Annotated in this window: 21 protein-coding genes and 3 pseudogenes; 20 read left to right on the top strand and 4 right to left on the bottom strand. The window is 43.3% G+C overall.

The annotated features are described in order from the left end of the window. The first annotated feature begins 4 nt into the window (after nt 1-4). From BS19_RS04895 to BS19_RS04940, 10 genes and pseudogenes are all read left to right on the top strand, one after another. Entirely contained in the window at nt 5-1,648 is a 1,644-nt protein-coding gene (locus BS19_RS04895; RefSeq protein WP_084185938.1) for an EAL domain-containing protein, read from the top strand. Beyond that, the gene (locus BS19_RS04900) at nt 1,645-1,950 is read left to right on the top strand and encodes a DUF2913 family protein (protein ID WP_038173733.1); all 306 of its coding nucleotides are present in this window, start codon (nt 1,645-1,647) and stop codon (nt 1,948-1,950) included. Before BS19_RS04895 ends, BS19_RS04900 begins: the two co-directional genes overlap by 4 nt. Before the next feature lie 67 nt (nt 1,951-2,017). Continuing rightward, the gene (locus BS19_RS04905) at nt 2,018-3,679 is read left to right on the top strand and encodes a methyl-accepting chemotaxis protein (protein WP_038173736.1); all 1,662 of its coding nucleotides are present in this window, start codon (nt 2,018-2,020) and stop codon (nt 3,677-3,679) included. A gap of 36 nt (nt 3,680-3,715) precedes the next feature. Further along, the gene (locus BS19_RS04910) at nt 3,716-4,186 is read left to right on the top strand and encodes an ASCH domain-containing protein (protein WP_051686498.1); all 471 of its coding nucleotides are present in this window, start codon (nt 3,716-3,718) and stop codon (nt 4,184-4,186) included. A gap of 49 nt (nt 4,187-4,235) precedes the next feature. Next, entirely contained in the window at nt 4,236-4,592 is a 357-nt protein-coding gene (locus BS19_RS04915) for a hypothetical protein (protein WP_038173737.1), read from the top strand. Nucleotides 4,593-4,613: 21 nt separating this feature from the next. Continuing rightward, a complete protein-coding gene (locus BS19_RS04920; protein ID WP_038173739.1) occupies nt 4,614-4,880 on the top strand; it encodes a hypothetical protein in 267 nt (88 codons plus the stop codon). A 166-nt stretch (nt 4,881-5,046) separates the two neighbouring features. Further along, nucleotides 5,047-6,333: a methyl-accepting chemotaxis protein gene (locus tag BS19_RS04925; protein WP_038173741.1), complete on the top strand. Its 1,287-nt coding sequence runs from the start codon at nt 5,047-5,049 to the stop codon at nt 6,331-6,333. Nucleotides 6,334-6,718: 385 nt separating this feature from the next. Beyond that, nucleotides 6,719-8,263, top strand: coding sequence for a methyl-accepting chemotaxis protein (locus BS19_RS04930; RefSeq protein ID WP_245609256.1), 1,545 nt, complete (start codon nt 6,719-6,721; stop codon nt 8,261-8,263). Between the two features lie 113 nt (nt 8,264-8,376). Next, complete coding sequence (locus BS19_RS04935; RefSeq protein ID WP_051686499.1) at nt 8,377-8,778, top strand: DUF3319 domain-containing protein; 402 nt, start codon at nt 8,377-8,379, stop codon at nt 8,776-8,778. Nucleotides 8,779-8,976: 198 nt separating this feature from the next. Further along, a pseudogene (locus BS19_RS04940) lies at nt 8,977-9,396 on the top strand (IS66 family transposase); the annotation flags it as partial. On the opposite strand, the gene BS19_RS20745 reads toward BS19_RS04940, so the two are convergent. Further along, nucleotides 9,358-9,813: a NifB/NifX family molybdenum-iron cluster-binding protein gene (locus BS19_RS20745; protein ID WP_084185941.1), complete on the bottom strand. Its 456-nt coding sequence runs from the start codon at nt 9,811-9,813 to the stop codon at nt 9,358-9,360. The pseudogene BS19_RS04940 and the gene BS19_RS20745 overlap by 39 nt on opposite strands. Before the next feature lie 635 nt (nt 9,814-10,448). Here BS19_RS20745 and BS19_RS20470 point away from each other — a divergent pair. The 4 genes from BS19_RS20470 (at nt 10,449) to BS19_RS04960 (ending at nt 12,910) form a co-directional block, all read left to right on the top strand. Then, entirely contained in the window at nt 10,449-11,057 is a 609-nt protein-coding gene (locus tag BS19_RS20470) for a helix-turn-helix domain-containing protein (RefSeq protein WP_051686500.1), read from the top strand. Nucleotides 11,058-11,175: 118 nt separating this feature from the next. After that, the gene (locus tag BS19_RS04950; RefSeq protein ID WP_038173746.1) at nt 11,176-11,580 is read left to right on the top strand and encodes a DUF1801 domain-containing protein; all 405 of its coding nucleotides are present in this window, start codon (nt 11,176-11,178) and stop codon (nt 11,578-11,580) included. Between the two features lie 146 nt (nt 11,581-11,726). After that, nucleotides 11,727-12,263 (top strand): nucleotidyltransferase family protein, encoded by a 537-nt coding sequence (locus BS19_RS04955; protein WP_211252987.1) that lies wholly within the window; start codon nt 11,727-11,729, stop codon nt 12,261-12,263. 215 nt (nt 12,264-12,478) lie between these two features. Continuing rightward, nucleotides 12,479-12,910 carry a GNAT family N-acetyltransferase gene (locus BS19_RS04960; RefSeq protein WP_038173748.1) on the top strand — a complete coding sequence of 144 codons (432 nt, stop codon included), beginning with the start codon at nt 12,479-12,481 and terminating at the stop codon, nt 12,908-12,910. Between the two features lie 114 nt (nt 12,911-13,024). On the opposite strand, the pseudogene BS19_RS04965 reads toward BS19_RS04960, so the two are convergent. After that, nucleotides 13,025-13,537, bottom strand: a pseudogene (locus tag BS19_RS04965) (IS30 family transposase); the annotation flags it as partial. Nucleotides 13,538-13,678: 141 nt separating this feature from the next. Here BS19_RS04965 and BS19_RS04970 point away from each other — a divergent pair. From BS19_RS04970 to trpS, 3 genes and pseudogenes are all read left to right on the top strand, one after another. Next, nucleotides 13,679-14,122 carry a GNAT family N-acetyltransferase gene (locus BS19_RS04970; protein WP_038173749.1) on the top strand — a complete coding sequence of 148 codons (444 nt, stop codon included), beginning with the start codon at nt 13,679-13,681 and terminating at the stop codon, nt 14,120-14,122. A gap of 139 nt (nt 14,123-14,261) precedes the next feature. Further along, nucleotides 14,262-14,688: pseudogene (locus BS19_RS04975) on the top strand (GNAT family N-acetyltransferase). Nucleotides 14,689-15,100: 412 nt separating this feature from the next. Beyond that, nucleotides 15,101-16,123, top strand: coding sequence for a tryptophan--tRNA ligase (gene trpS / locus BS19_RS04980; protein ID WP_038173750.1), 1,023 nt, complete (start codon nt 15,101-15,103; stop codon nt 16,121-16,123). 75 nt (nt 16,124-16,198) lie between these two features. Here trpS and BS19_RS04985 read toward each other — a convergent pair whose 3' ends face one another. Further along, nucleotides 16,199-17,131, bottom strand: a complete 933-nt coding sequence (locus BS19_RS04985) for an alpha/beta fold hydrolase (protein ID WP_038173751.1) — start codon at nt 17,129-17,131, stop codon at nt 16,199-16,201. A 171-nt stretch (nt 17,132-17,302) separates the two neighbouring features. Here BS19_RS04985 and BS19_RS04990 point away from each other — a divergent pair, with 171 nt between their 5' ends. Further along, nucleotides 17,303-18,022 (top strand): helix-turn-helix transcriptional regulator, encoded by a 720-nt coding sequence (locus BS19_RS04990; protein WP_038173752.1) that lies wholly within the window; start codon nt 17,303-17,305, stop codon nt 18,020-18,022. 440 nt (nt 18,023-18,462) lie between these two features. Here BS19_RS04990 and BS19_RS04995 read toward each other — a convergent pair whose 3' ends face one another. Then, the gene (locus BS19_RS04995; protein ID WP_038173753.1) at nt 18,463-19,200 is read right to left on the bottom strand and encodes an SDR family oxidoreductase; all 738 of its coding nucleotides are present in this window, start codon (nt 19,198-19,200) and stop codon (nt 18,463-18,465) included. Between the two features lie 93 nt (nt 19,201-19,293). On the opposite strand from BS19_RS04995, the gene BS19_RS05000 reads away from it, so the two are divergent. Then, complete coding sequence (locus BS19_RS05000; protein ID WP_038173754.1) at nt 19,294-20,196, top strand: LysR family transcriptional regulator; 903 nt, start codon at nt 19,294-19,296, stop codon at nt 20,194-20,196. Between the two features lie 285 nt (nt 20,197-20,481). Continuing rightward, nucleotides 20,482-21,054: a YdeI/OmpD-associated family protein gene (locus BS19_RS05005; protein WP_038173755.1), complete on the top strand. Its 573-nt coding sequence runs from the start codon at nt 20,482-20,484 to the stop codon at nt 21,052-21,054. The last annotated feature ends 113 nt before the right edge of the window (nt 21,055-21,167 follow it).

Here is a 21,167-nt window from a genome sequence, read left to right on the forward strand (position 1 = left end):
TGCTATGATGAAACACGTTCTTCCGACTTCGGTATTGCAATTGTTTAATACCACCAGCGAAGGCCTTTGGTTTATGACTCGCGATAATGTGGTGGCGTTTTATAATACCCCGTTTTACGAGCAATTTGATATGCCGATCGAAGACTCGACCTTAGAGAATTGGTTGGCCCTAGTGCATCCAGAAGACAGAGAGGACCTGCAAAATAAGGTGAGCGAGCACCATCAAGAGGTGCCTTTAGTACGCGTAAAAACCCGTTATCGTGTCAAAAATCGATTGGGGCACTATTTATGGATTGAGGCTACTGGGACTTTGGTTGAACAAGAAGGCGACATGGTGATGGTTGGGACACATAAGAATGTGTCGGAGGAAGTCTTCCTTAATCAGTACCTTTCACACATTGCCAACCACGACAGTGAAACGGGGCTGTATAACCGACATCAATTTCTACAAGATATGGCAAAATTTGATGAGAAAGGCTGGTTGTTCGTGTGTTGTTTCACTCAACTGCATGAAGCACAACGACGCGTAGGGCAGGAAGCAACCTCCCGCTTAATTTCGACGCTGGTGGCGGTGTTAGATGAGATTCTGTCTTTGCGCTACGGTTTGTATCGCATCAACGCCGATACCTTGGTGTTCACTGTAGAGCAATCTATGACGCCTACCCGCGCTATGACCCTAATGAAAGAGGTAGATGCGCGCTTTCTCCAGCAGGTGCGCACCTGCGAGGTTGCGTTGGCAGCAAATTTAGGGTTGGGCGCACTGCCTCGCGCGGATATGGAGTCGGCGCAAATACTCACGCAAGTGTTTAATGTGTGTGAATATGCTCGGTTAGTTGAATCGCCAGTTACCTATGTTGGTCCTTCACGCAAGAAAATTGTCCGTTATTTTCAAATAGAGGATGCGTTAGATGCTGCGATAGCTCATCGACAGATTGATATTGCGCTGCAACCGATAGTGGCTTCTGCTACGGGCGACTTGGTAAGCTACGAAGCCCTGGCTCGTTGGACTCACCCTGTCTTAGGCGTCGTGTCTCCGGGGGAGTTTATTCCTATGGCAGAAAAGTTGGGTTACATACATGCGCTTGGAATGGTCGTACTAGAGAAAGCGTGTCAGTTTTTAAGTGCTTTTGACAAAATGCATCAGTCGAGACCCAGCATTAATGTCAATGTGTCTGCCCAGCAACTGCTTAAGCCTGCCTTTGTCGACGATGTGATGGCGGTTGTTACCGACAATCAACTATCTCCGTCACGGATGGTATTGGAAATCACCGAATCGTACTTACTTGAAAACACCCAGTCATTGATGACCACCCTAAACGCCCTTCACCGGCGCGGTTTCAAGTTGTCCATTGATGATTTTGGTGCGGGCATGACCGCGATTACGGGGTTGTTTAGTTTACCACTTTATCAGGTCAAGTTAGATAGGGCGTTGGTGATGGAAGCAATGCGACTCCCGGCTTGCTTAAAGCTCGTGTCGTACTTATGCGACTATGGTCGAAGTCACGGTATTACGGTCGTCGCCGAAGGGGTGGAAACCACAGAGATGTTTGACCGATTGACGTCAACAGGCGTGCCTTACCTTCAAGGCTTTTGTTTGTATCGCCCTTGCGCTCCTGACGTATGGCTAACCAGTAGGGGCGTTACATGAGTCGCAAATGGTTAGCCAGTGAAAAAGCCCTGTATGACTTGGTTTGTCATAGTTTGTTGGCTTTGCTCATGTCAGCGTCACTCTCTCAAGGGCGAGTGACTGAGGCTCAGCGGCGTAAAGTGCTGGTGAAGTTCTATAAGCGAGCGCTGGCCAATCCGAATTACAAAACGGTGCGCCAAGATATACGGGGGTTGCTTGCTGCGAGTCGAAATGAGCGGATGAATGTTTATGCCATGCTTAAGCAGCTCAATGACGATGCCTTTAAAATTGATCCCATCAATAACCACTCGGATGTGAGTTAGGTTATTATTGATATATCTATTTTTTAAATATATTTGGACACTTTCTGAAATCGGGTAGGACACCACTATGAATCTTGCTATACGCAGCCGCCTTTATGTGCTGGCTATCTTTCCCTTGTTGAGCATCATGCTTGGTATGTTAATCGTCACGTACCTCAAAACCACTGAGTTGAATGAACATCAAGTTGAGGTGACGCGCGAGCGGATGATGGCGATGAAGCGAGAGGAACTGAAAAGCTACATTAAAATGGCGCAAAGCGCTGTGATTCCTCTGCTCAGTCAAGGCGCCACGTTGGACGAGGCGCTGCCCACCCTGAAAGCCCTAAAGTATGGGGAGGACGGCTATGTTTTCGGTTACAACACCCAAGGGGTTCGATTGCTGTTAGGGGAGAGTGAGAAAGGCATTGGTGAGAGCTTTTGGACCTTAAAGGACAAGCAGGACAACCTTTTCATACAGTCACTCATTGGTAATAGTAAAACTGGTAAGTTTACGACTTACTACTTTCCCAAGCCAGGACAAACTCAAGCGCTGCCTAAGCTCAGCTATTCGGTGTACATTCCGCAGTGGGACTTGGTACTCGGCACGGGGTTTTATACCGATGACATTGATGCGGTCATTGCTGACTTAGAAGAGGCGACGGCGATCGCACTCACTAACACGTTAACCACCATTGTACTTTTCTGTTTGGTGTTATCTGGCCTCGTCGCGGTGTTTGCCGTGGCGATTAACCGCTCAATCATGAAACCCCTGACCCTCTTTGATGATTCCATTCGCGCATTTGCCCACGGTGAAGGGGATTTAACCGCTCGTATGGAGGCGTTCACGGTGCCAGAGTTCGCGAGGCTGAGTGATAATTTTAATGCCTTTGTGACGAGCCTACAAACCATCATTAAAAGTGTCAGTGGGGTAGGTCAGCAAGTCGTGACTGAAACACAAAGCATGGCACAACGGGCCACTCAAGTTGACGCGCTGGCAGCCGGTCAACGTGAGGAAACCGAGCAAGTCGCGACCGCCATGACGGAAATGACCACGACCGCGACGGAAATATCGAGCAATGCGAGTCAAGCGGCGGAGTCGGCGAAACAAGCGGATGACAACGCCAAGCAAGCGCAATCTATTGTCGATACGGCGGCGGAGTCCGTAGAGGTCTTAGCCAAAGAAGTCTCGCACGCGAGTGGCGTCATCACCCGGTTGGAAGGCGATGTACAGAATATTTCGGCAGCGTTGGGTGTCATTCAAGATATTGCTGAGCAAACCAACTTATTGGCTTTAAACGCCGCAATTGAAGCGGCGAGAGCGGGAGAGCAGGGTCGAGGTTTTGCCGTGGTGGCAGATGAAGTCAGAAAGCTGGCCAGTCGCACACAAGAAAGTACCGGTGACATTCATCAAATGATAGAGCGGTTAAAAGCCGCGTCCGATGATGCGGTCAGTGCCATGTCATCGAGTCAGGCGAGAGGCATCGCTACGGTCAGTGAGGCGAAGGCAGCGGCGAAGGCATTGATAGAAATACAAAGTTTCATTGGTACCATCATGGATATGAACACGCTTATCGCCACGGCCACAGAAGAGCAAAGTCTGGTCGGACAGGAGATATCACAACGCGTTGTGGTGATTTCAGAGCAGAGTTTGCAGTCGGCTGAGTTGGCGAATGAGAACCGGTCGGGAAGTGAGACCTTAACGGGACGAGCCACCGAGCTTTACGATTTAGTGAGTCGTTTTAAGGTGTAGAGTTTTTAATTTGAAGTGATAACAAAGGAAATTATTGTGAATGAGGTTGTCATAGAGGGGGCTTCTGTAAACTTGAGTACCCTCGAAAGGCGTCAATTTTGTAACAATCAAGTAGACAGTAACCGGTGTGCGGAGCTGGTGAGCATGGGTGAAAAGAAGGCGACTTCGAGCCTTTATGATGCCTACCTTATAGAAGGTGAAGCGCTGCCAGAGAAAGGCTCACTGTACATTGTCGTCAATTGGTACGGGGAAGAGCAATGCATTATCAGGGTGACGGATGTGTCTCGACTGCCCTTTAATGAGGTCAGTGAAGAGCACGCCCGAATGGAAGGGGAAGGTAATCGGACACTCACATACTGGCGCAATACCCATGAAGCTGCTTTTCGGATGGAGTGCGCGGAGTATGGTCTGGAATTTAACGAGGCCATGCCAGTGGTGTTTGAAGTGTTCGAGGTCGTCCATACGTTTGCTCGAGTAGTCAAGAAGAGCATCGTACCAACGGCTTAGCTTGTTGGCGGCGTAACTGAAAGTGATAGGCAGAGAGGATATTAGGTAAATGTTACAGAAGTACTGTTGCAAACTATGTACGGCTGAAGTTTCGTTTGAGGAGCAGAATGTCACGCCATTTCATGTTGAACATGGCGTCTGTGAGATGTGCATGGGGGATATTTATGTCTATCTTCAATCATCGCACCAGCTTAGAAATGAGGAGCTTAGTCTTAAAGTGAATTTGCGCAAAATGCGGAATGTTTTGCAACGGGTCGATTGTCCCCAAAATATTGACCAGGTGCTAGAGCGTGTTCGTAAAGAAGTGTACGCCATTGAGAAACAGTTGAAAGACTCTGTTCAGGATTATCCATCAGTCTCAGAAGCACTTTCGGAGTACCATAGCCTTATTCGTGTCTACCGTTAAATGCAATAGGAATCGATAATTTTGGTCGAAGTCACATTCAAACATTATGGTTACTCAGGTTCGTTAACCGTTAGCGAGCCTTTGAATGTAAGTAAGATACAAGAATGCATTACGCTGGCAAATCGGGAAGCGCTATTGGTGCTGATTTTGTCCTTTCTCGTCAACCTTGAAGCGCGTCAGACCTTTGAGAGCCGCGTTGCAATGACGGCGATACAAATGGCAGAGTTATATAAAGTCAGTGAGGTGGTTGTTTGTTTAAAAAGTGGTGAGCGTTTTAGGGTTGTTTAAGTCCATTGGTGACGGTGAAGTCTCTCAGTAATCCATTCATTACCGCTAGTGGATTATATATTTATGATAGAGCGTTAAGGCTAGGAAGGCATATCGCCATAATTTGGCTTGAAAGTTTATAGGAAAAACAATGGAAAGGATTAACCTAATAGTAAAAGGGCTCGTAATGACTATTCTCAGCCTAAGTATTTACTTTGCAACTCTAAATTCATTGGGAATTGCGCTGGTCTTATGCGTCATTGCCGCAGCTTACTTGATTTATAAAAGCAACATTAATTTGAAAAGTCAGCTTCATTTGTATGAGCAAATTATAGATGCCGTCCCCCACCCATTGTCAGTTACCGATATGGACATGAAATGGACATTTGTCAATAAAGCGGCCACGGCTCCCTTGGGAGTGACGCGAGAGGATGTGTTAGGCAAACACTGCTCAAATTGGGGAGCGAACATATGCGGAACACAAGACTGTGGTGTCCATTGTTTGAGAAACAACACACCGACAACATTTTTTAACCAATGGGGTAAAGACTTCAAAGTCAGCACCTCTTATATTACGGACATGAACGGTCAACACTTCGGACACATCGAACTCGTTCAAGATATCTCAGAAAAAGTCGCGCTTCAAAATGTATACCACGAGGTAAAAGGATTAAGTGAGAGTTTGACTCACGGCTCAAATAATTTGAATGATGCCAGCAGCGCTTTGACGGTGGGTTCAACACAACAGGCGGCGTCCATTACTGAGATTAATCAATCCGTTACCCAGGTTTTAGAGCAAGCCAATGGCAACGCTCAGCGAGCAGAGATCGCCTTATCTACTTCCTTGAGTGTCGAAAGCGCGACACAGCAGATTTCCACTCAGATGAATGAACTGAGAAATGTCATGGCAGGTATTGAACAATCGAGTGGCTCTGTGAGTCAAATTATTACCGTCATTGGTGATATCGCATCTCAAACCAATTTGTTGGCTTTAAACGCTTCTATCGAAGCTGCAAGGGCTGGGGAGTTGGGGCGTGGCTTTGCAGTAGTAGCGGATGAAGTCCGTCAGTTAGCTGAGCGAAGCAACACTGCCGCGAGTGACTCAGCGACTCATATAGAGCACTCCGTCGATGGTGTTAAAAAGGCGACGGAGATTTGTCAACTGTGTGTAGAAACACTCGATCAAATCGTCACCGAGGTGAAAAGTAACTCAGAAATAGTTCAAACAATAGACAGAGCCTCAAAGGAGCAAGTTGAAAGTCTCTCTCAAGTCAATCAAGGAATAAGCGAGATTGATCAAGTGGTTCATTCAACGGCAGCATCCGCTGAGCAAACCTCATCATCGGCGAGTGAACTCAATCACTTGGCTGAGGCGTTGCGTGTTCAGTTAACCGAAATGGAAAGGATTGAAGGATTATTCGATCAAACCAGAATAGGTAGAGCGTCCGATCAAATTGACATTGTTCAACTTTAACTAACTGCTAAAAGAGCAAGTGTGTTTGGTATGAATACGAAAGAGCTAAATTGATAACAAAAATCATAGTTTGAGTGGATCCCGATAGATAGAGGAAGTCTGATTAAGACTAATTTTAGATGCACCTGAGGGGATATGATGGGGCATTGACAACAAGAATTATCGTCTGGCTAATTAAGGTAAAAGATCATGCTCGCGGCTCCCGTTGTAATCGATGGAGATGCGAGAATTTGGCTATTAAGTCGCGCTTGCTCTTGTCCTGCTTCAATATTGACCACTATCAATAGTAATTACTGCTAATGTCGTAGAATGTTTTTTCGACTGAACTAGAGTTCAATAAGCCTATCAATGAAGTGTATAACTAAGGGAAGTAGACGCAATGCCAATGGAAGACGAACGAGTACAATACTCAGAGCATGATAACTTAATTTCGACCACCTCACCGAATAGCCACATTACTTATTGTAATGAAGATTTTTGCCGTGTTGCTGGTTATGAAGAGGAAGAGTTGCTTGGTAAGCCGCATAATGTCATACGTCATGAAGACATGCCCAAAGCGGCATTTGGGCAGTTGTGGAGCTACATTCAGTCTGGGGAGAGCTGGATGGGCTTGGTCAAAAATCGGTGTAAGGAAAGAGGTCATTACTGGGTATCTGCCTTTGTTACTCCTATTATGGACAAAGATGGCAAAGTGTTTGAGTACCAATCTGTAAGAACGCAACCAAGTGATGAGCAGATAATAAGGGCGGAATCGCTGTACCAAAACTTGAAGCAAGGCAATTCAAGCCCAAAGCGTATCAGATGGATAAGCTTACTGACACTTTTCTTCGGCCTGCAAAGTACTGCGTTGTTTCTACTACTCACTGAGATTATCCCTTCCGCGATAACTTTGGGCGGACTACTTCTGTTTATGTCCTTGCAAATCATTGCTATTTTCTCTTTAAGTAAGCGGATGAACTCGCTGAATGACTTAGCTCTAAACTGTTATGACAATGCTTTAATGGAAAAGCCTTATACAGGATACTGCGATGACCTGTCACGCATTGAGCTTGCACTTATGATGAAACAAGCGGAGCTGAGAGCCGCAACCGCTAGAGCCACTGATACCACAGAGAGTATATTGCAGTCTGCAAGCGAAGACTTGATGAATAATCAGGCAATAGATAAGGAGCTTCACGATCAGCAAGTGGCGACAGATGCCATGGCGGTTTCTTCAGAAGAAATGTTGAGTTCGATTGGTGAAGTGTCTCAACATGCGAAACAATCGGTTGAATTTGTTGATAATGCGCGCCGTAGTGCACAAGAAGGCATGCAGACCGTTGATATTGCAGTGGAATCTGTTAGGACGTTGAGTCATCAGATTCATTCGTCAAGAGGTTCGCTTGAGAAGCTTAATAATGATGTACAAAGCATCGAGTTCATTCTAAGTATGATCCAAGAAATATCCGAGCAGACGAACTTGCTGGCTCTCAATGCAGCAATTGAAGCGGCGAGAGCCGGAGAGCATGGAAGAGGTTTTGCTGTGGTTGCTGATGAAGTGAGAGCTTTGTCTACAAAAACGAGTTCTTCGGTAAGTGACATACGTTTGAAAATCAACAGCCTGCAATTGGCGGTGACGGAGACACGTCAGGTTATGGAGCAAGGAATGGTGACGTCAAATCAAAATCTCACACACTCTCAAAAGAGTAAAGAGTCTTTTGAGGCGATTGTTAGCGATTTATCGTCAATTGCGGAACAAAGTGCGAGTACTTCTTTGGCTATCGAAGAGCAAGTAGAAGTAACGAAAGGTATGAGTGAGCATGTAGTACGGATGAATGAGGCCATTGTAACCACTAAGGAACTTTCCTCTCACTCGGTGAATAGAACTAATGGCTTAGTTGCAAATTTAAAAAGCCTGCAGAGACTGGTTATGCAGTTCAGTCAGACATAGGTCAATATTGCTCATACATAGATAAAGTAATAATTGTTTCATACATCTTTTACTTTAAGTTGTGGGCGGCCAATTGATTAACCTTCGGTATTTACTATAAACAAGGAATGGGCATGTTAGATATTTTATTAAGCCATCAGCGTCGTAAAAAGAAAGTAGTCGTAAGAACAGATTTTTATCGAAGCTTTCTCCTTAAAAGGAATTTAGAAACAGATAAATGGGCCGTGACAATTGACGGGCAGAGTTATGTCGGTCTGATTTCCTCAGTTAAACAATCGATCGATAACTGGTTGGATAATAGACAGCTTATCCCACCAGAGTATTTTGAACGTAATAAGTCACAACCTCAAACGCGAAAAATCGACATTCATAATAGCGTGAAAATTATAAACGACACCGGAAAAGACTATGACTGGTATGCAATTGTAGGCAGTCGATTAATAAAAGGAACGAAGCCCGCGCTAGTAGAAATTATAGATAAAGCTATGAATCAGGCTAATACTCTTAATGAGTAAAGGGCTTTGTTGCGTAATTCGATGGAACTAAATCAAGAAGTTACGACCTGATCGGCTAAATCAGCTAATCTTCGTAGCCTTATGCCGAACCTCGTTATTAAACAACTAATACCAATTAAAGAAAAAATATGATCTAATTAAGGCTGTCGAAACTATCGTTGAACGTCGCTATGGATAGCCTTAATAATACCGATTTTAGAAAGCTTGCTTGTTAATATCATCCTTGGCAAATACCAATACGCGATGCCACTTTATCGCCAAGAATCGCTGTTTACTCAGTCGGGTATCGAGCTATCACGAACCACCATGGCACGGTGGGTTATCCAAGTCAGTGAGAAGTTTGCACCACTCTACGCAGCCTTGAAAGAGCACCTACTAGAGCAAGTGGTGGTTCAGGCGGATGAAACACCACTCAATGTACTCAAGGAAGATAAACAGTGTTACATGTGGCTCTACTGCTCGGGTGCAGACTCGCCAGAAGCTACGTTACCGAATGTGAAAAACATCGCCTTGTACGACTACCAAAACAGTCGCGCGAGGGCGTGCCCTGTTGCCTTCTTGGGTGACTATAGTGGCTATCTACAAACCGATGGCTATGGTGCTTATGATGGGCTTCACTGGCGGCCGAGCAAATTCAATTTGAGTAACAGGAGTTAATAGGTTTTCATCAGAGCTCTCCAGAGAGAACCCACGCGGTGCACTCAGAACACGAACATTGAGCTTAAGTAGTGTACTCAACATGTTCGAACCAATGGAACGAACTACAACAGCATTGACCTGATTATCTTGCAACACTTCGCGCCAAAAGTGCTTACGACCACAACATGATGATGACTTAGGCAGCTCGAGAATTCGTTTGGCTTTGGTTTGGTTATCCCACAGCATAATCTGAGGAGCTTTGGCAAAATGATTGGAAAGAGAAGATTCGTGGCAGGGAATGGCAAATAACATAGTGTTCTCCTTTATGTGTGAGGAGGACACCTTACAATCATTATTGGCATATGCCAATAATGATTGTAAGAAGTTAGGATCCATTGAGTTACTACTTTGAGAGGCGACTCAGTGCCTGGATTGGTAGGACGACAGCTCTTTTTCTCTTAGTTTGACGATTTTGGTGAAAATCTAAGCGAATGCGAACAAACTAAACCCTGGGGGAAGTTCAGCTACTTCTACCTGGTGCTTTGATGGCTTCACACTCATGAGGCATTGTGATGGTTGGTCTCTACTTTTAGTGTATTTACCTACATTAACATCGACTGATCCGAAATTGTGAATAGATTACCAACTAGTATTCCAATAGCAAGCATCGTTGAAGTAGATAACGTTTAGATGAATTGCTTTTTTGTTAACTCCCATCTATTTGGGGTGGGGTCACAAGTAGTCAATAAAGGTGCTAGTTAAGTTTATGTATTTGGTGATAAAGCCCGACCTTTTGATAGTTGTGCATCTAAAACTACAAATTTGAGATTGTGTGCAAGGAAACAGACATATAACCAAATTAGGGTAAGCCAAGAGCTGGCGAAAGCAGAGCCAGATATCGATGTACTCCTACATTGGAACTTCAAACATTAGTAATATCGCCCCGTGGGTGCATGGAGCGGATACATTGATTTAGTGGCTTTAATCGATTTAATTAATACTATCAACTATAAGTAAAGGATTCACATGAAATGAACCATACTGAACGAGTCAGTTCGATTCTAGAATACTTGGAAGATCATTGTCATGAAGAGCTAAATTTAGAACATGTCGCAAAGCGTGCTAGTCTTTCCCCTTTTCATTTTCACCGCATATTCAAGTCTATCGTCGGTGAGACTGTCGCTGAGTACGTTCGAAGACTTCGCTATGAGAAAACGGCTCAAGCTCTGTTATTTCAAGATAAAAGTGTTACCGCAATAGCTCTATCGTTTGGCTATTCTAGCCCTCAATCTATGGCAAAAGGCTTCAAAAAATATTATGGAGTTACGCCCAGTCAAATAAAGCAATGCAAGAATTTGGGGGAATATGCAGCACTAATGCAAAATAGCAAGATAGGATCCTCTCTTCACAAGAATAGACACGAACTTCCTGACCATCTAACTTATGCTGATCTTAACAACAAACTAAATGGTAAATCTCAGATGAAAACTATTAGAATGAATGCAAGAAAAATAGCATATGTACGTGTAATTGGCCCTTATGGTGAAAGTTACGATCGTATTATTTACAGTTTAAGCCATGAAGTTCGGGTGCTAACAGTTCGTAATTGCCGTCAGATTTTGACGGAAAGTGACGTGTAAAACCGTGTTATAACAAGGCGTTTAAGAGTGATTCCAAACGCTTGCCGGTTTCGCTTCGCTCAAGTATGGCAAACGATTGTCACACCTTAACGCAGCGTTATGTGAATAGGAGGTTTCAGTGAACAATGTAGTCAAAGAACGCTTCGATGAATATCCGGAAAATGCTCGTATTAGGCTAGAGGAGCTACGAAATCTAGTCTTTCAAATCGCATCTGATTTGGAGCTGGGTGAAGTCGATGAAACTCTAAAGTGGGGTGAACCTAGCTATAGTGTAAAAACAGGCAGCCCGCTAAGAATGGACTGGAAGCTAAAATCTCCTAACAACTATTACCTGTTCTTTAATTGCCAAACTAAGTTAGTCGATACATTTCGAGAATTGTATGGTGAAGAACTGGTGTTTCAGGGAAACAGAGCAATCGTTCTGTCCATATCGCAAGTGTTGCCAGAAATAGCAATCAAGTCCTGTTTAGAGTTGGCTTTAACCTATCAGCAGCGTAAACATTTACCTCTTTTGGGCGCGTGAAAAATTCACATAACAAAGCGTTCAAGAGGGATTCCCAACGCTCTGCATTTTGGGTTTGATTCCGCTTCAGTGATTACGGCACAATGGTTTAGGTTGGGTGGCCTGCGTTGCTCACCCCCTAACGCGGCGTTATGGCGCAGGGCAAAATGAACAAAATCGTCGAATTAATAAAATGTGATCCAATAAGAACTGAGGCACTAAATCATGTGTCTAAGCTGAATCTACCTCAGTGCTATATAGCAGCGGGTTTCGTTCGAAACTTAATCTGGGACTCGTTACATGAGTTTGAATCTGCGACTCCTTTGAATGACGTTGATGTGATTTACTTCGATCCTAATGAATCCAATCCTGATGCCTATCTGTGTTATGAAGAATACTTGAAAGGCTGTATGCCAGAGCTTAATTGGCAAGTTCGAAATCAAGCTCAGATGCATGAACGTAATGGTGATGAACCTTATCAAAGTTCAGTGGATGCTATGAGCCACTGGCCTGAAAACGAAACAGCGGTTGGTGTTCGTCAAACAGGCGTGAATCAATATGAAGTTATATCAGCATTTGGGTTTGAATCTTTATTTGGTTACTGCGTCACGCATAATCCTAAAAGGTCACTAGCAACATTTGAAAATCGTGTAAATTCGAAAGAGTGGTTAGTTAGGTGGCCATCTTTGAGAACTGCGCCATAACAATAAATTTAAGCAGATTCGTAACGCTTGGCATTTTCGGTTTGAATCGACTTTAGTGTTTACGTCACAACGGCCTAGGTTTGGTGGTAGTGTTGCTCACTACTTAATCTGGCGGTTACTGACATTATGTGATTGGTGGACACTTCATATCTATTGGGGCTAAAATGCCTTCTCGCGGCTGCACATGAATTTCAGTCAACTTTAGAGAAAATACGATGATTGTAGAAAATGTGCTTCCTGAAAATTACGCAGAAATGCTTAGTGTTTGGGAAAATTCAGTTCGAGCAACTCATGACTTTATATCAGAAGAAGATATTGAGTTTTTTAAACCAATTATCATTGAGCAGACTTTTCCTGCTGTCACGTTAAGATGTGTGAAAAATGAAAGTGGTTCAATTTTAGGTTTCGTGGGTATCCACGACTCAAAGGTTGAAATGCTGTTCATCTTAAACGAAGCAAGAGGACAAGGTATTGGTGAGGTGCTACTGCAATACGCAATAGAGCAGTTAGGCGCAACCAAAGTGGATGTAAACGAACAAAACCCGAAAGCCGTAGGTTTCTACGAGCATATGGGTTTTAAAGCAGTTTCTCGCTCACCGCTTGATGATATGGGAAAACCTTTTCCCATTCTGCATATGACACTTTAGAGCTCGGTTTGTCGTAACCAGTTTGCTAGAAGAAACGCCCAAAGCTAATAACTTCGGGCGTTTCCGTATGCAATGAAAAAATCACTTAGTATCAAGTTTGAAGTGCGACACTTTCTACAGATACGCATGAATATACTCCGTTGGTGTCCTATACCCAAGCCTTTTGCGTGGGCGTGTATTTAATTTGTGTGCTATTTCATTGCAGAGCTTCTGTGTCACGTGTGACATAGAAGTTCATTTTGGTAAGTATTGTCGTATCAAGCCATTGGTGTTTTCATTAGTGCCTCGCTCCCATGATTGGTATGGATTTGCAAAGTAAAACAGACAGTTATGGTGTTTTTCTAGTTGTGCATAACCATGAAGTTCAGTGCCGTTATCTGCAGTTATCGTCTTAAAAGGTAAGTCAGAGCGGGTCATGATTTTGCTCATTCTTACGTTGAGTGACTCGCTTGTTCTGTCGTCCATTTGCCCAATAAAAGTGTAGCCAGTCATTCTGTCGACTAAAGTCACGATACAGTGCTTGGTTCCACGGCCAACGACGGTATCAATTTCCCAATGACCAGGCTCTTTTCTATGCTCAGCTTTTGCCGATCTTTCGGTAATATGGCGCTTTACTGCCAAGCGTCCACTGTTAATGTTAGTTTGACCTACAAGAGGTATCTGAAACGAGTAAGATTGTGGTCTGTTGAGTATGGTGCTTTCCTTATTAAGTGCAGTTTAAAGTAAAGCCATAATTTACTAGTACAATTTAGAGGTGAATGAGGGAAAATGAAAATTTCAAATTTAACTGATTATCCAGATGAGATAGAGACTATCGCCAATTGGTACTTTAACGAATGGGATTGCAAGGATTCGGGAGCTACTCTTGAAAGTGTTATTGAAAAGGTATCTTCTGTTTCGAATAGAATAGCATTTGTAGCTCATCTTGATGGAGAGTTGGCAGGAGCTGGAGAGCTTAAATATCGTGAGTACTCTAGTTATCCGAAGTATAACTATTGGCTCGATGGGATTTATATTCCTATAGAGCAACGTGGAAAAGGTATTTCAAAAGCATTAATCAAATTTGCTAAAAAAAAGGCTGGTGAGTTAAGAGTACCGACAATATATCTTCGCTGTGAAGAGCATCTCGTGAAACTTTATGAGGCTCATGGGTTTCAGGTGGTATGTACAGAAAAAACTAAACTCATAATGGAGCATAAAGTTAACACATAACAGAAGCTTCAAACCGACAAACAACGCGTGACATTTTTAATTTGCGGTGAATTTAGTATTTAAGGTGCAATGCCGCGGCTTTTTTGTGCGTTGTCTGCGGTTTAAGCTGGCGTTATACGCTTTTAGAAAACAATCGGATATGAACACGTTAGTATTTGAAGTTTGTGATGAGATTAGTCCGTATTGGGCAGAACTAGAAAGGTTATTTCAAAGTAATTGGACTGAGTTTTCGTTTGTAGATACCTACAAGGCGAAATCTGAGCTTCCTCCTGTTATTTTTGCTGTAAGAAACTGGTGGTTTAGCTTACTCTCGATGTCAAGAGCTACATGGTAGTTCAGAAGTGGTGTGGGTTAATGCTGTTTATGTTTTACCTGAGTGGCGTGGTAAAGGTATTGCTAGTGAACTGATCAATCGAGGTGTTAGCCAAGTATCATCAACAACTCAAAGCAACCTTTATAATGTACCATCGTTGTACGAGTCATTAGGTTGGCTAGCGGTTGGCATTGAAAGTGAGCCAAACCATAGCGTAATGAGTATCTCACTTAGGACTCAACCACGCGTATAACATGAATAGCCACCGACAGAACATCGGGAGGGGATCCCATGTCATTCGTTAATTGTCAGCGAGACAACGCAGCTAAAGTAGATGATTTCGGGTCAATGTAATTTACAGTTATGTTCGGATCTATTTCTAATTCTAGTTTGCTAAAGTTGTGTTCCATTTTTATTGTTGTGGTTTTGTTTTGCCGTTTCAGACGCGAGTGTACTAGTTGAAAGTATTTACTCTGGGGATTGAGTTTAGAACCAATTATTGTTAGTTTGCTTGGATGAAACGTATCTCGACACCTTTATCATTTTTCTCTTGGTGGCGCTCTAACTAGAGCGGCACAGGATTTTCACATTCTTAAGCTGCTGGAAGGTAGCTAAGACTGTGTTCTGATTATCTCCAGTAGCGATCTATTTACTAGGAGACGAACATGAACACTAACCACTACTCTGAAAATTCAGAAGTCATCTTAACCGGTGACAGAGCTACGGGCCCATTGCATCTTGGCCACTATATTGGTTCACTGAAGCAGCGTGTTGCTTTACAGCATGCTAACGACCAAACTATCCTTGTTGCTGACATGCAAGGTTTAACAGATAACGCTCACAATCCATCTAAGGTATCTTCCAACATACTTAATGTCGTCGCTGATTATCTGGCGGTAGGTATTGACCCAAGTAAAACCACAATTTGTCTCCAGTCGCAGTTACCCGCATTGGCTGAACTAACGATGTATTACAGCAACCTTGTGACAATAGCTCGGTTAGAGCGAAATCCTACGGTGAAAAGTGAGATTCAAAACAAAGGCTTTGAGCGCTCAATCCCTGCTGGTTTTTTGACATATCCCATTTCTCAGGCCGCTGACATCACGGCTTTCAACGCCACGCTTGTTCCTGTAGGGGATGACCAACTGCCGATGCTTGAACAAACGAATGAAATTGTAAGGAAGATAAACGCCCTAGCAGGCAAAATGGTTCTTAAAGAATGTCGTCCGCTACTGAGCAATGCATCACGTTTACCTAGCACAGATGGCAAGAATAAAATGTCAAAATCAATGGGGAACGCTATCAATCTTGGCGCTTCCCAGAAGGAGATCAGTGCTGCAGTAAAATCAATGTATACCGACCCAAATCACTTGAGAATAGAGGACGCTGGTTGTGTTGAAGGAAACGTTGTTTTTACCTATCTTGATGCATTTCACCCCGATTCAAACTACATTACTCACCTGAAGGAACATTATCAACGAGGTGGACTTGGCGATGGAACAACAAAAAAGATCTTGGAAGAATGCCTGCAAGAGCTACTTCGACCTATTCGAGAGAAAAGAGCCGAACTACTCGATGACAAAGCACAGCTAATTAGTATTTTGGCTGAAGGAAGCCAGCTATCTAAAGAGAAAACTGAGAGAGTACTTTTTGATATTAAAGATATATTTGGGTTAAATATCTTCTAAACAGACGTTACTCCGGGAGTGTCAACTCAAATTAATGAGTAATGCTCCCGAAGTGCTCCGCGTTACGTTAATACATCATTTGTTGAGCCAGTTTAAGATTGCCCGATTTGTTTCTTCCGGTAACTCTTGCTGTATCCAATGACCACAGTCTAAATGAATGACTTGTACATTGGGTACGAATTCTTTCAGATTTTCCGGTTGAGGTATCATGTCTCTATCACCATAAATCATCAGTGTCGGATGCTGGAGTACAGGGTTTACATCTGCTAATTGGTGCCAGTTCCGGTCCAGATTTCTGTACCAGTTGATACTACCGTTAAACCCCGAAGATCTAAAGGAAGATACATAGACGTCTAATTCGGACTCACTCATCACAGGATTCCCAGAAATCGTTTCCGATTGCGCGAGATTTATCATCATCATACCGGATTCGACACTTGGGGTGGGAGTATCTTTTCTGTACAAGTTATGAAGAAACTGAAATGTGTTCTCTTCTAATATGGCATCAGCAACCCCGGGTTGTTGATTAAAGTGAACAAAGTAATAATCCGGACCAAGTAGTTGTGACATGAGCTCTATCCAGGGCACCTCACCGCGCTCCTGATAGGGCAAGCTCAGGTTTATTATCTTGCTGACACGTGTGGGGTGTAGTAAAGCGAGCCCCCAGACAACCATTGCTCCCCAATCATGACCAACAAAAATGGCATCGTCGTATCCATAATGATCGAGCAAGGCAACAAGGTCACCAGACAAATGTTCGATATCATACGCCTCTACTTCCTTAGGGCATGAGGAATTTCCATACCCCCGTTGATTAGGAGCGATGACATGGTAGCCTTCAGCTACTAGGGCAGCCATTTGGTAACGCCATGAATAAGCAAGCTCCGGCCAGCCATGGCAAAGTATAATTGGCTTTCCAGCGTGTTGCTGGCCAGCTTCGAACACTTCTAGCTCGATATTATTAACGGAAATTAATTTGGGTGTGGGAAAGTGATTAAAATTTAACATAGTCCTTCTCCTGATTGGTGACATGATTGGTCTTACATTTTGGCTACACGTTTGTTTATTAAGATAATTGTCAGGGGCGAACACAGCATTTGGGTTCACTGACAAACATTGTTAAGTAATGTATAACTTAATGGTGACACTAGTTGGCACTAAATATCAGGAAGCGTAAAAATGAACGTTAGAGTAAGACAAGACGCTATCATTCGTAATCTTCGACGAAATGGAACATTAACTGTTGGGAGGTTGGCTGAAATTGTTAGCGCATCAAGGCGTACAGTATTAAGGGATATCAGTACGTTGAGAGAAGAAGGATTTATTATTCACTCGGAAGCAGGGCCTGGTGGGGGGCTTAGACTTGAGCCTCAGTCCGTCTTGACCAGCTCTCGAATTTCTGTTGTCGAGGTATTTTCTCTTATCATCAGTGTGACTGCGATGCGATCAACTGGTAGCATGCCTTTTTCATGTGTTGCAGATACAGGTTTAGCAAAAATTGAGGAGTCTTTGTCGTCAGACAAGATTAAAGACCTGCGCCGCTTGTTGGATGGTGTATATATTGGAAAGCTAGCACCAGGTGTTGATACTGCGAACATAAGAGAAATAGATACCAACCTTTTGTCTGTTTTCGAAACAGCTTTTTTACAACGCCAAATCATCCGTTTTAAATACTTTGATGTGAAAGATGTTACTACAAGTCGTGAAGTAGAGCCGCAAGCCGTACTAATTCTATGGCCTCTCTGGTATCTGGTTGCATGGGATCCACTACGAAGTGATTTTCGCCACTTTCGCATGGATAGAATAAAATTACCTGAGCTTGTTGAAGGTAGTAAATTTCGCCAGCGTTATGTACCGTTTGAAGACAACGTTTCTCAATATCGTAACCTAGTTCGTTGACCACACAATTTTTTTGTTCTAGGCTCAAGTGACACAAAACTTATTCAAAGTGTTTGCTGGTTGACCATACAGGCCATACAGGTTTTATGTACTTTTTTAAAGACATAGGTTGCTTTTCTAGTAATCTCTCAGTAGTACGGTGCCGACGCAACAGTATTCGTCAGTACCAAAGCGGTATCACCAGGCTCCAATGCTTCCATAGCGTTTTGGATGCCTTTCAGTCCGTTTATGAAATAAACTGCTATAGACTCAAACGCTTTTCTAATGGCTTGTTTGCTAGTAACGTTTTACCAGGCTCGACAACTAAGACTGCATCTCTGGTATACAGACATTAAGGTGTATCTATCTACCGCAACTATCGCTTTGTCAGCTCTTTCTATTTGATTGATGATTGATGATTGATGATTGATGATTGGATGACACATGTTCCAACTCCCGTGTCACACATTGATGCTCTCCTGGTCGTTATAGAGAACAGGCATTTCATTTTTCCAGATACTCCAGATTTGAGGTGAACAAATCAATTCCACCATAAAACTGGCGACATTGATGCGACTGCTCTCCTTTGACGCAAATATGGGGTCAGAAAGCGGTGAGGGGTGGACAGAAAACTCCGTTTTAAATGGTAGGTCAACTAAGCTATCTGGTCTGACTGCAACCCACTGCAATGGATGCTTGGAGCCGGAAATATTGTATTGCAGGTACTGGGCAGCTTCTTCATTATCCACATGGGGAGGCATGGTTTTTCTTAACAATTGAATCACCATTTTATGCATCCATGAAACTGACTCGCCGCTTAGTGAGTTTTGATATCCGGACGTACTCATCAAAACAAATTTTACTGGCTGTAATGGTTTCAGTTCTGCAACAGCTCTGCATATCCGCTTTGTGGTGTCTGCGACCAGTTTTCTTGGTTGGCCGTAAATGCCCTTCAGCGTCAAATTGTGCCCAAGGCAGCAAATCACAGCTTCGCAACCTCTGACATGGAAAAGCAATTGCTCCTCAGATAAATCAACTATGCTGGCAACCACTACTTCTACCTGATTGTTGTCAATCAGGTCACTTTCTACTCTATCTAATGATCGCACAATGGCTTTTACGTGGTAACCCCGCGAGATTAGTTCTCTTACGACAAGTCGCCCTGTTGCTCCTGTCGCTCCCAACACTAAAACTGTCATAAATAACCTCAATAAAACAATTGTGCAGATACTATATCTATACATATAGTTAATGGTAATTACTTGAAAGTGTATAGAGGTATACATATTTGTATGAATTGGAAATCAATTTCTTTTGACTGGAATCGGACAAGGGCCTTTTTAGCAACTGCAGAACTTGGAAGCTTGTCTGCAGCAGCAAAATCTTTATGTGTGACACAACCGACGCTGAGTCGTCAGGTGTCAGCCCTGGAGCACGAGCTTGGAGTTGCTCTTTTTGAGCGCTCAGCCCATAAGCTAAAACTCACTCGCAGTGGTGATGAGTTGCTTAATATCGCGCGCGAAATGGGAGATGTGGCCCATAAATTTTCAATGGCTGCAAATGGCCAGTCGGAAGCTCTGACAGGCGTTGTTGTGATATCAGCTTGTCAGCTTGACGCCGTATATAGGTTGCCACCGGTTCTTAGCAAATTAAGACGTAAAGAGCCAAATATATCCATAGAGTTGGTTGTCACAAACGACCTAAGTGATTTAAAACGTAGAGATGCCGATATTGCTCTTCGAAGTTTCCAACCTACTCAGTCGACTCTCATCGCAAAGAAGCTGGGTGAAGAGCAAGTCTATTTGTATGGTACCCGAGACTACCTCCAACCGTTCTTTGATCTAAGAGCCACAGGGGATTTCAGTGATATACAAATTATAGGGTTTGGAAATAACAGAAGAATAATTGAACAGTTTGCTGAGTATGGTTGGCAGCTAGTTGAAGATAATTTCAAGCTTTCTACTGAATTTCAGCCTGCTCAACTAGAGTTATGCAAAAACCATTTAGGGTTGATGTATTTGCCAGAAGACATAGCGAAACAAGAGCCGAAACTTATTCGAGCTCCCGAGGACTTCTTTCCGATGATGCAGATACCACTATGGCTTGTATGTCATGAAGAACTTAGAACAAACTTGCGGGTTCGCCGAGTGTTCGATCTATTGGCAGCAGAGCTGGAAGCTCTCGACATTCCCTGATTGGCTGCTTGTTCCGTTGTCAGGAAGCGTCTTCAGATGAGAGCACTGACCGACTGAAATTGAAGTTGAAAAAACAGAGAAGCTAAAGCTTATACAAGCTTTTCTCCGAACATCGAACATGGGTGTCAAGATGTGTCACCAATGCTTTTTATAATCCTCCTCATCCTAAGTTGAAAAGGGGCGGCGTCTGCATGAGTTGCGGTGAGGTACTCAATTTTAAACCGTTCATTCGTTTAACCTTAAAAAGCGTAAAAACACCAAAGCAAGTACATTTGGAGACAATAAATGTCCGATGTAATATTTTTTAAGAATCAAGAAGAAATGCACGCCTGGTTAGAGTTAAATCATGCTAAGCAAACTGAGGTTTGGGTGGGTTTTTATAAACAAGGCTCTCGAAAGTTAAGCTTTACATGGTCCGAATCAGTTGACATCGCGCTTTGTTTCGGTTGGATAGATGGCATTCGGAAATCAATAGATAAAGAGAGTTATAAAATTCGTTTCTCACCTCGGAAGATAGATAGTGTTTGGAGTGCTGTGAACGTGAAGAAAGTGCAGAATCTTCTACAAATGGGAAAAATGAGGCCGGAGGGCATTTTGTTATTTGACAATCGAAATGACGTGAAAGGCTATTCCTCTGAACAAAGAAATATCCCGCTAGATAAAAAGTATGAAGAGTCACTTAAGGCGAATGCACCCGCCTGGCAATACTTTACTAGTTTAGCGCCTTCGTACAGAAGAGATTCGATATGGTGGGTTATGACTGCTAAGAAAGAGGAAACTCGTGATAAAAGATTGCATGTACTCATTGAATCATCTGCAGCAGGTCAAAAAATACCTATGTTACGTAAACATAAGTAAGAATAGTTCCTACCCACTATGTGCTAATGAAATGATGAGTACGATTAAGTTTTGGTTGGATTAGAAAGGCTAATGGAGAGCAAAAGAGGCCAACTGGTTGAAAGGAATTTCTC

It is taken from the genome of Vibrio pacinii DSM 19139 (assembly GCF_000711795.1).
GTDB lineage: Bacteria > Pseudomonadota > Gammaproteobacteria > Enterobacterales > Vibrionaceae > Vibrio > Vibrio pacinii.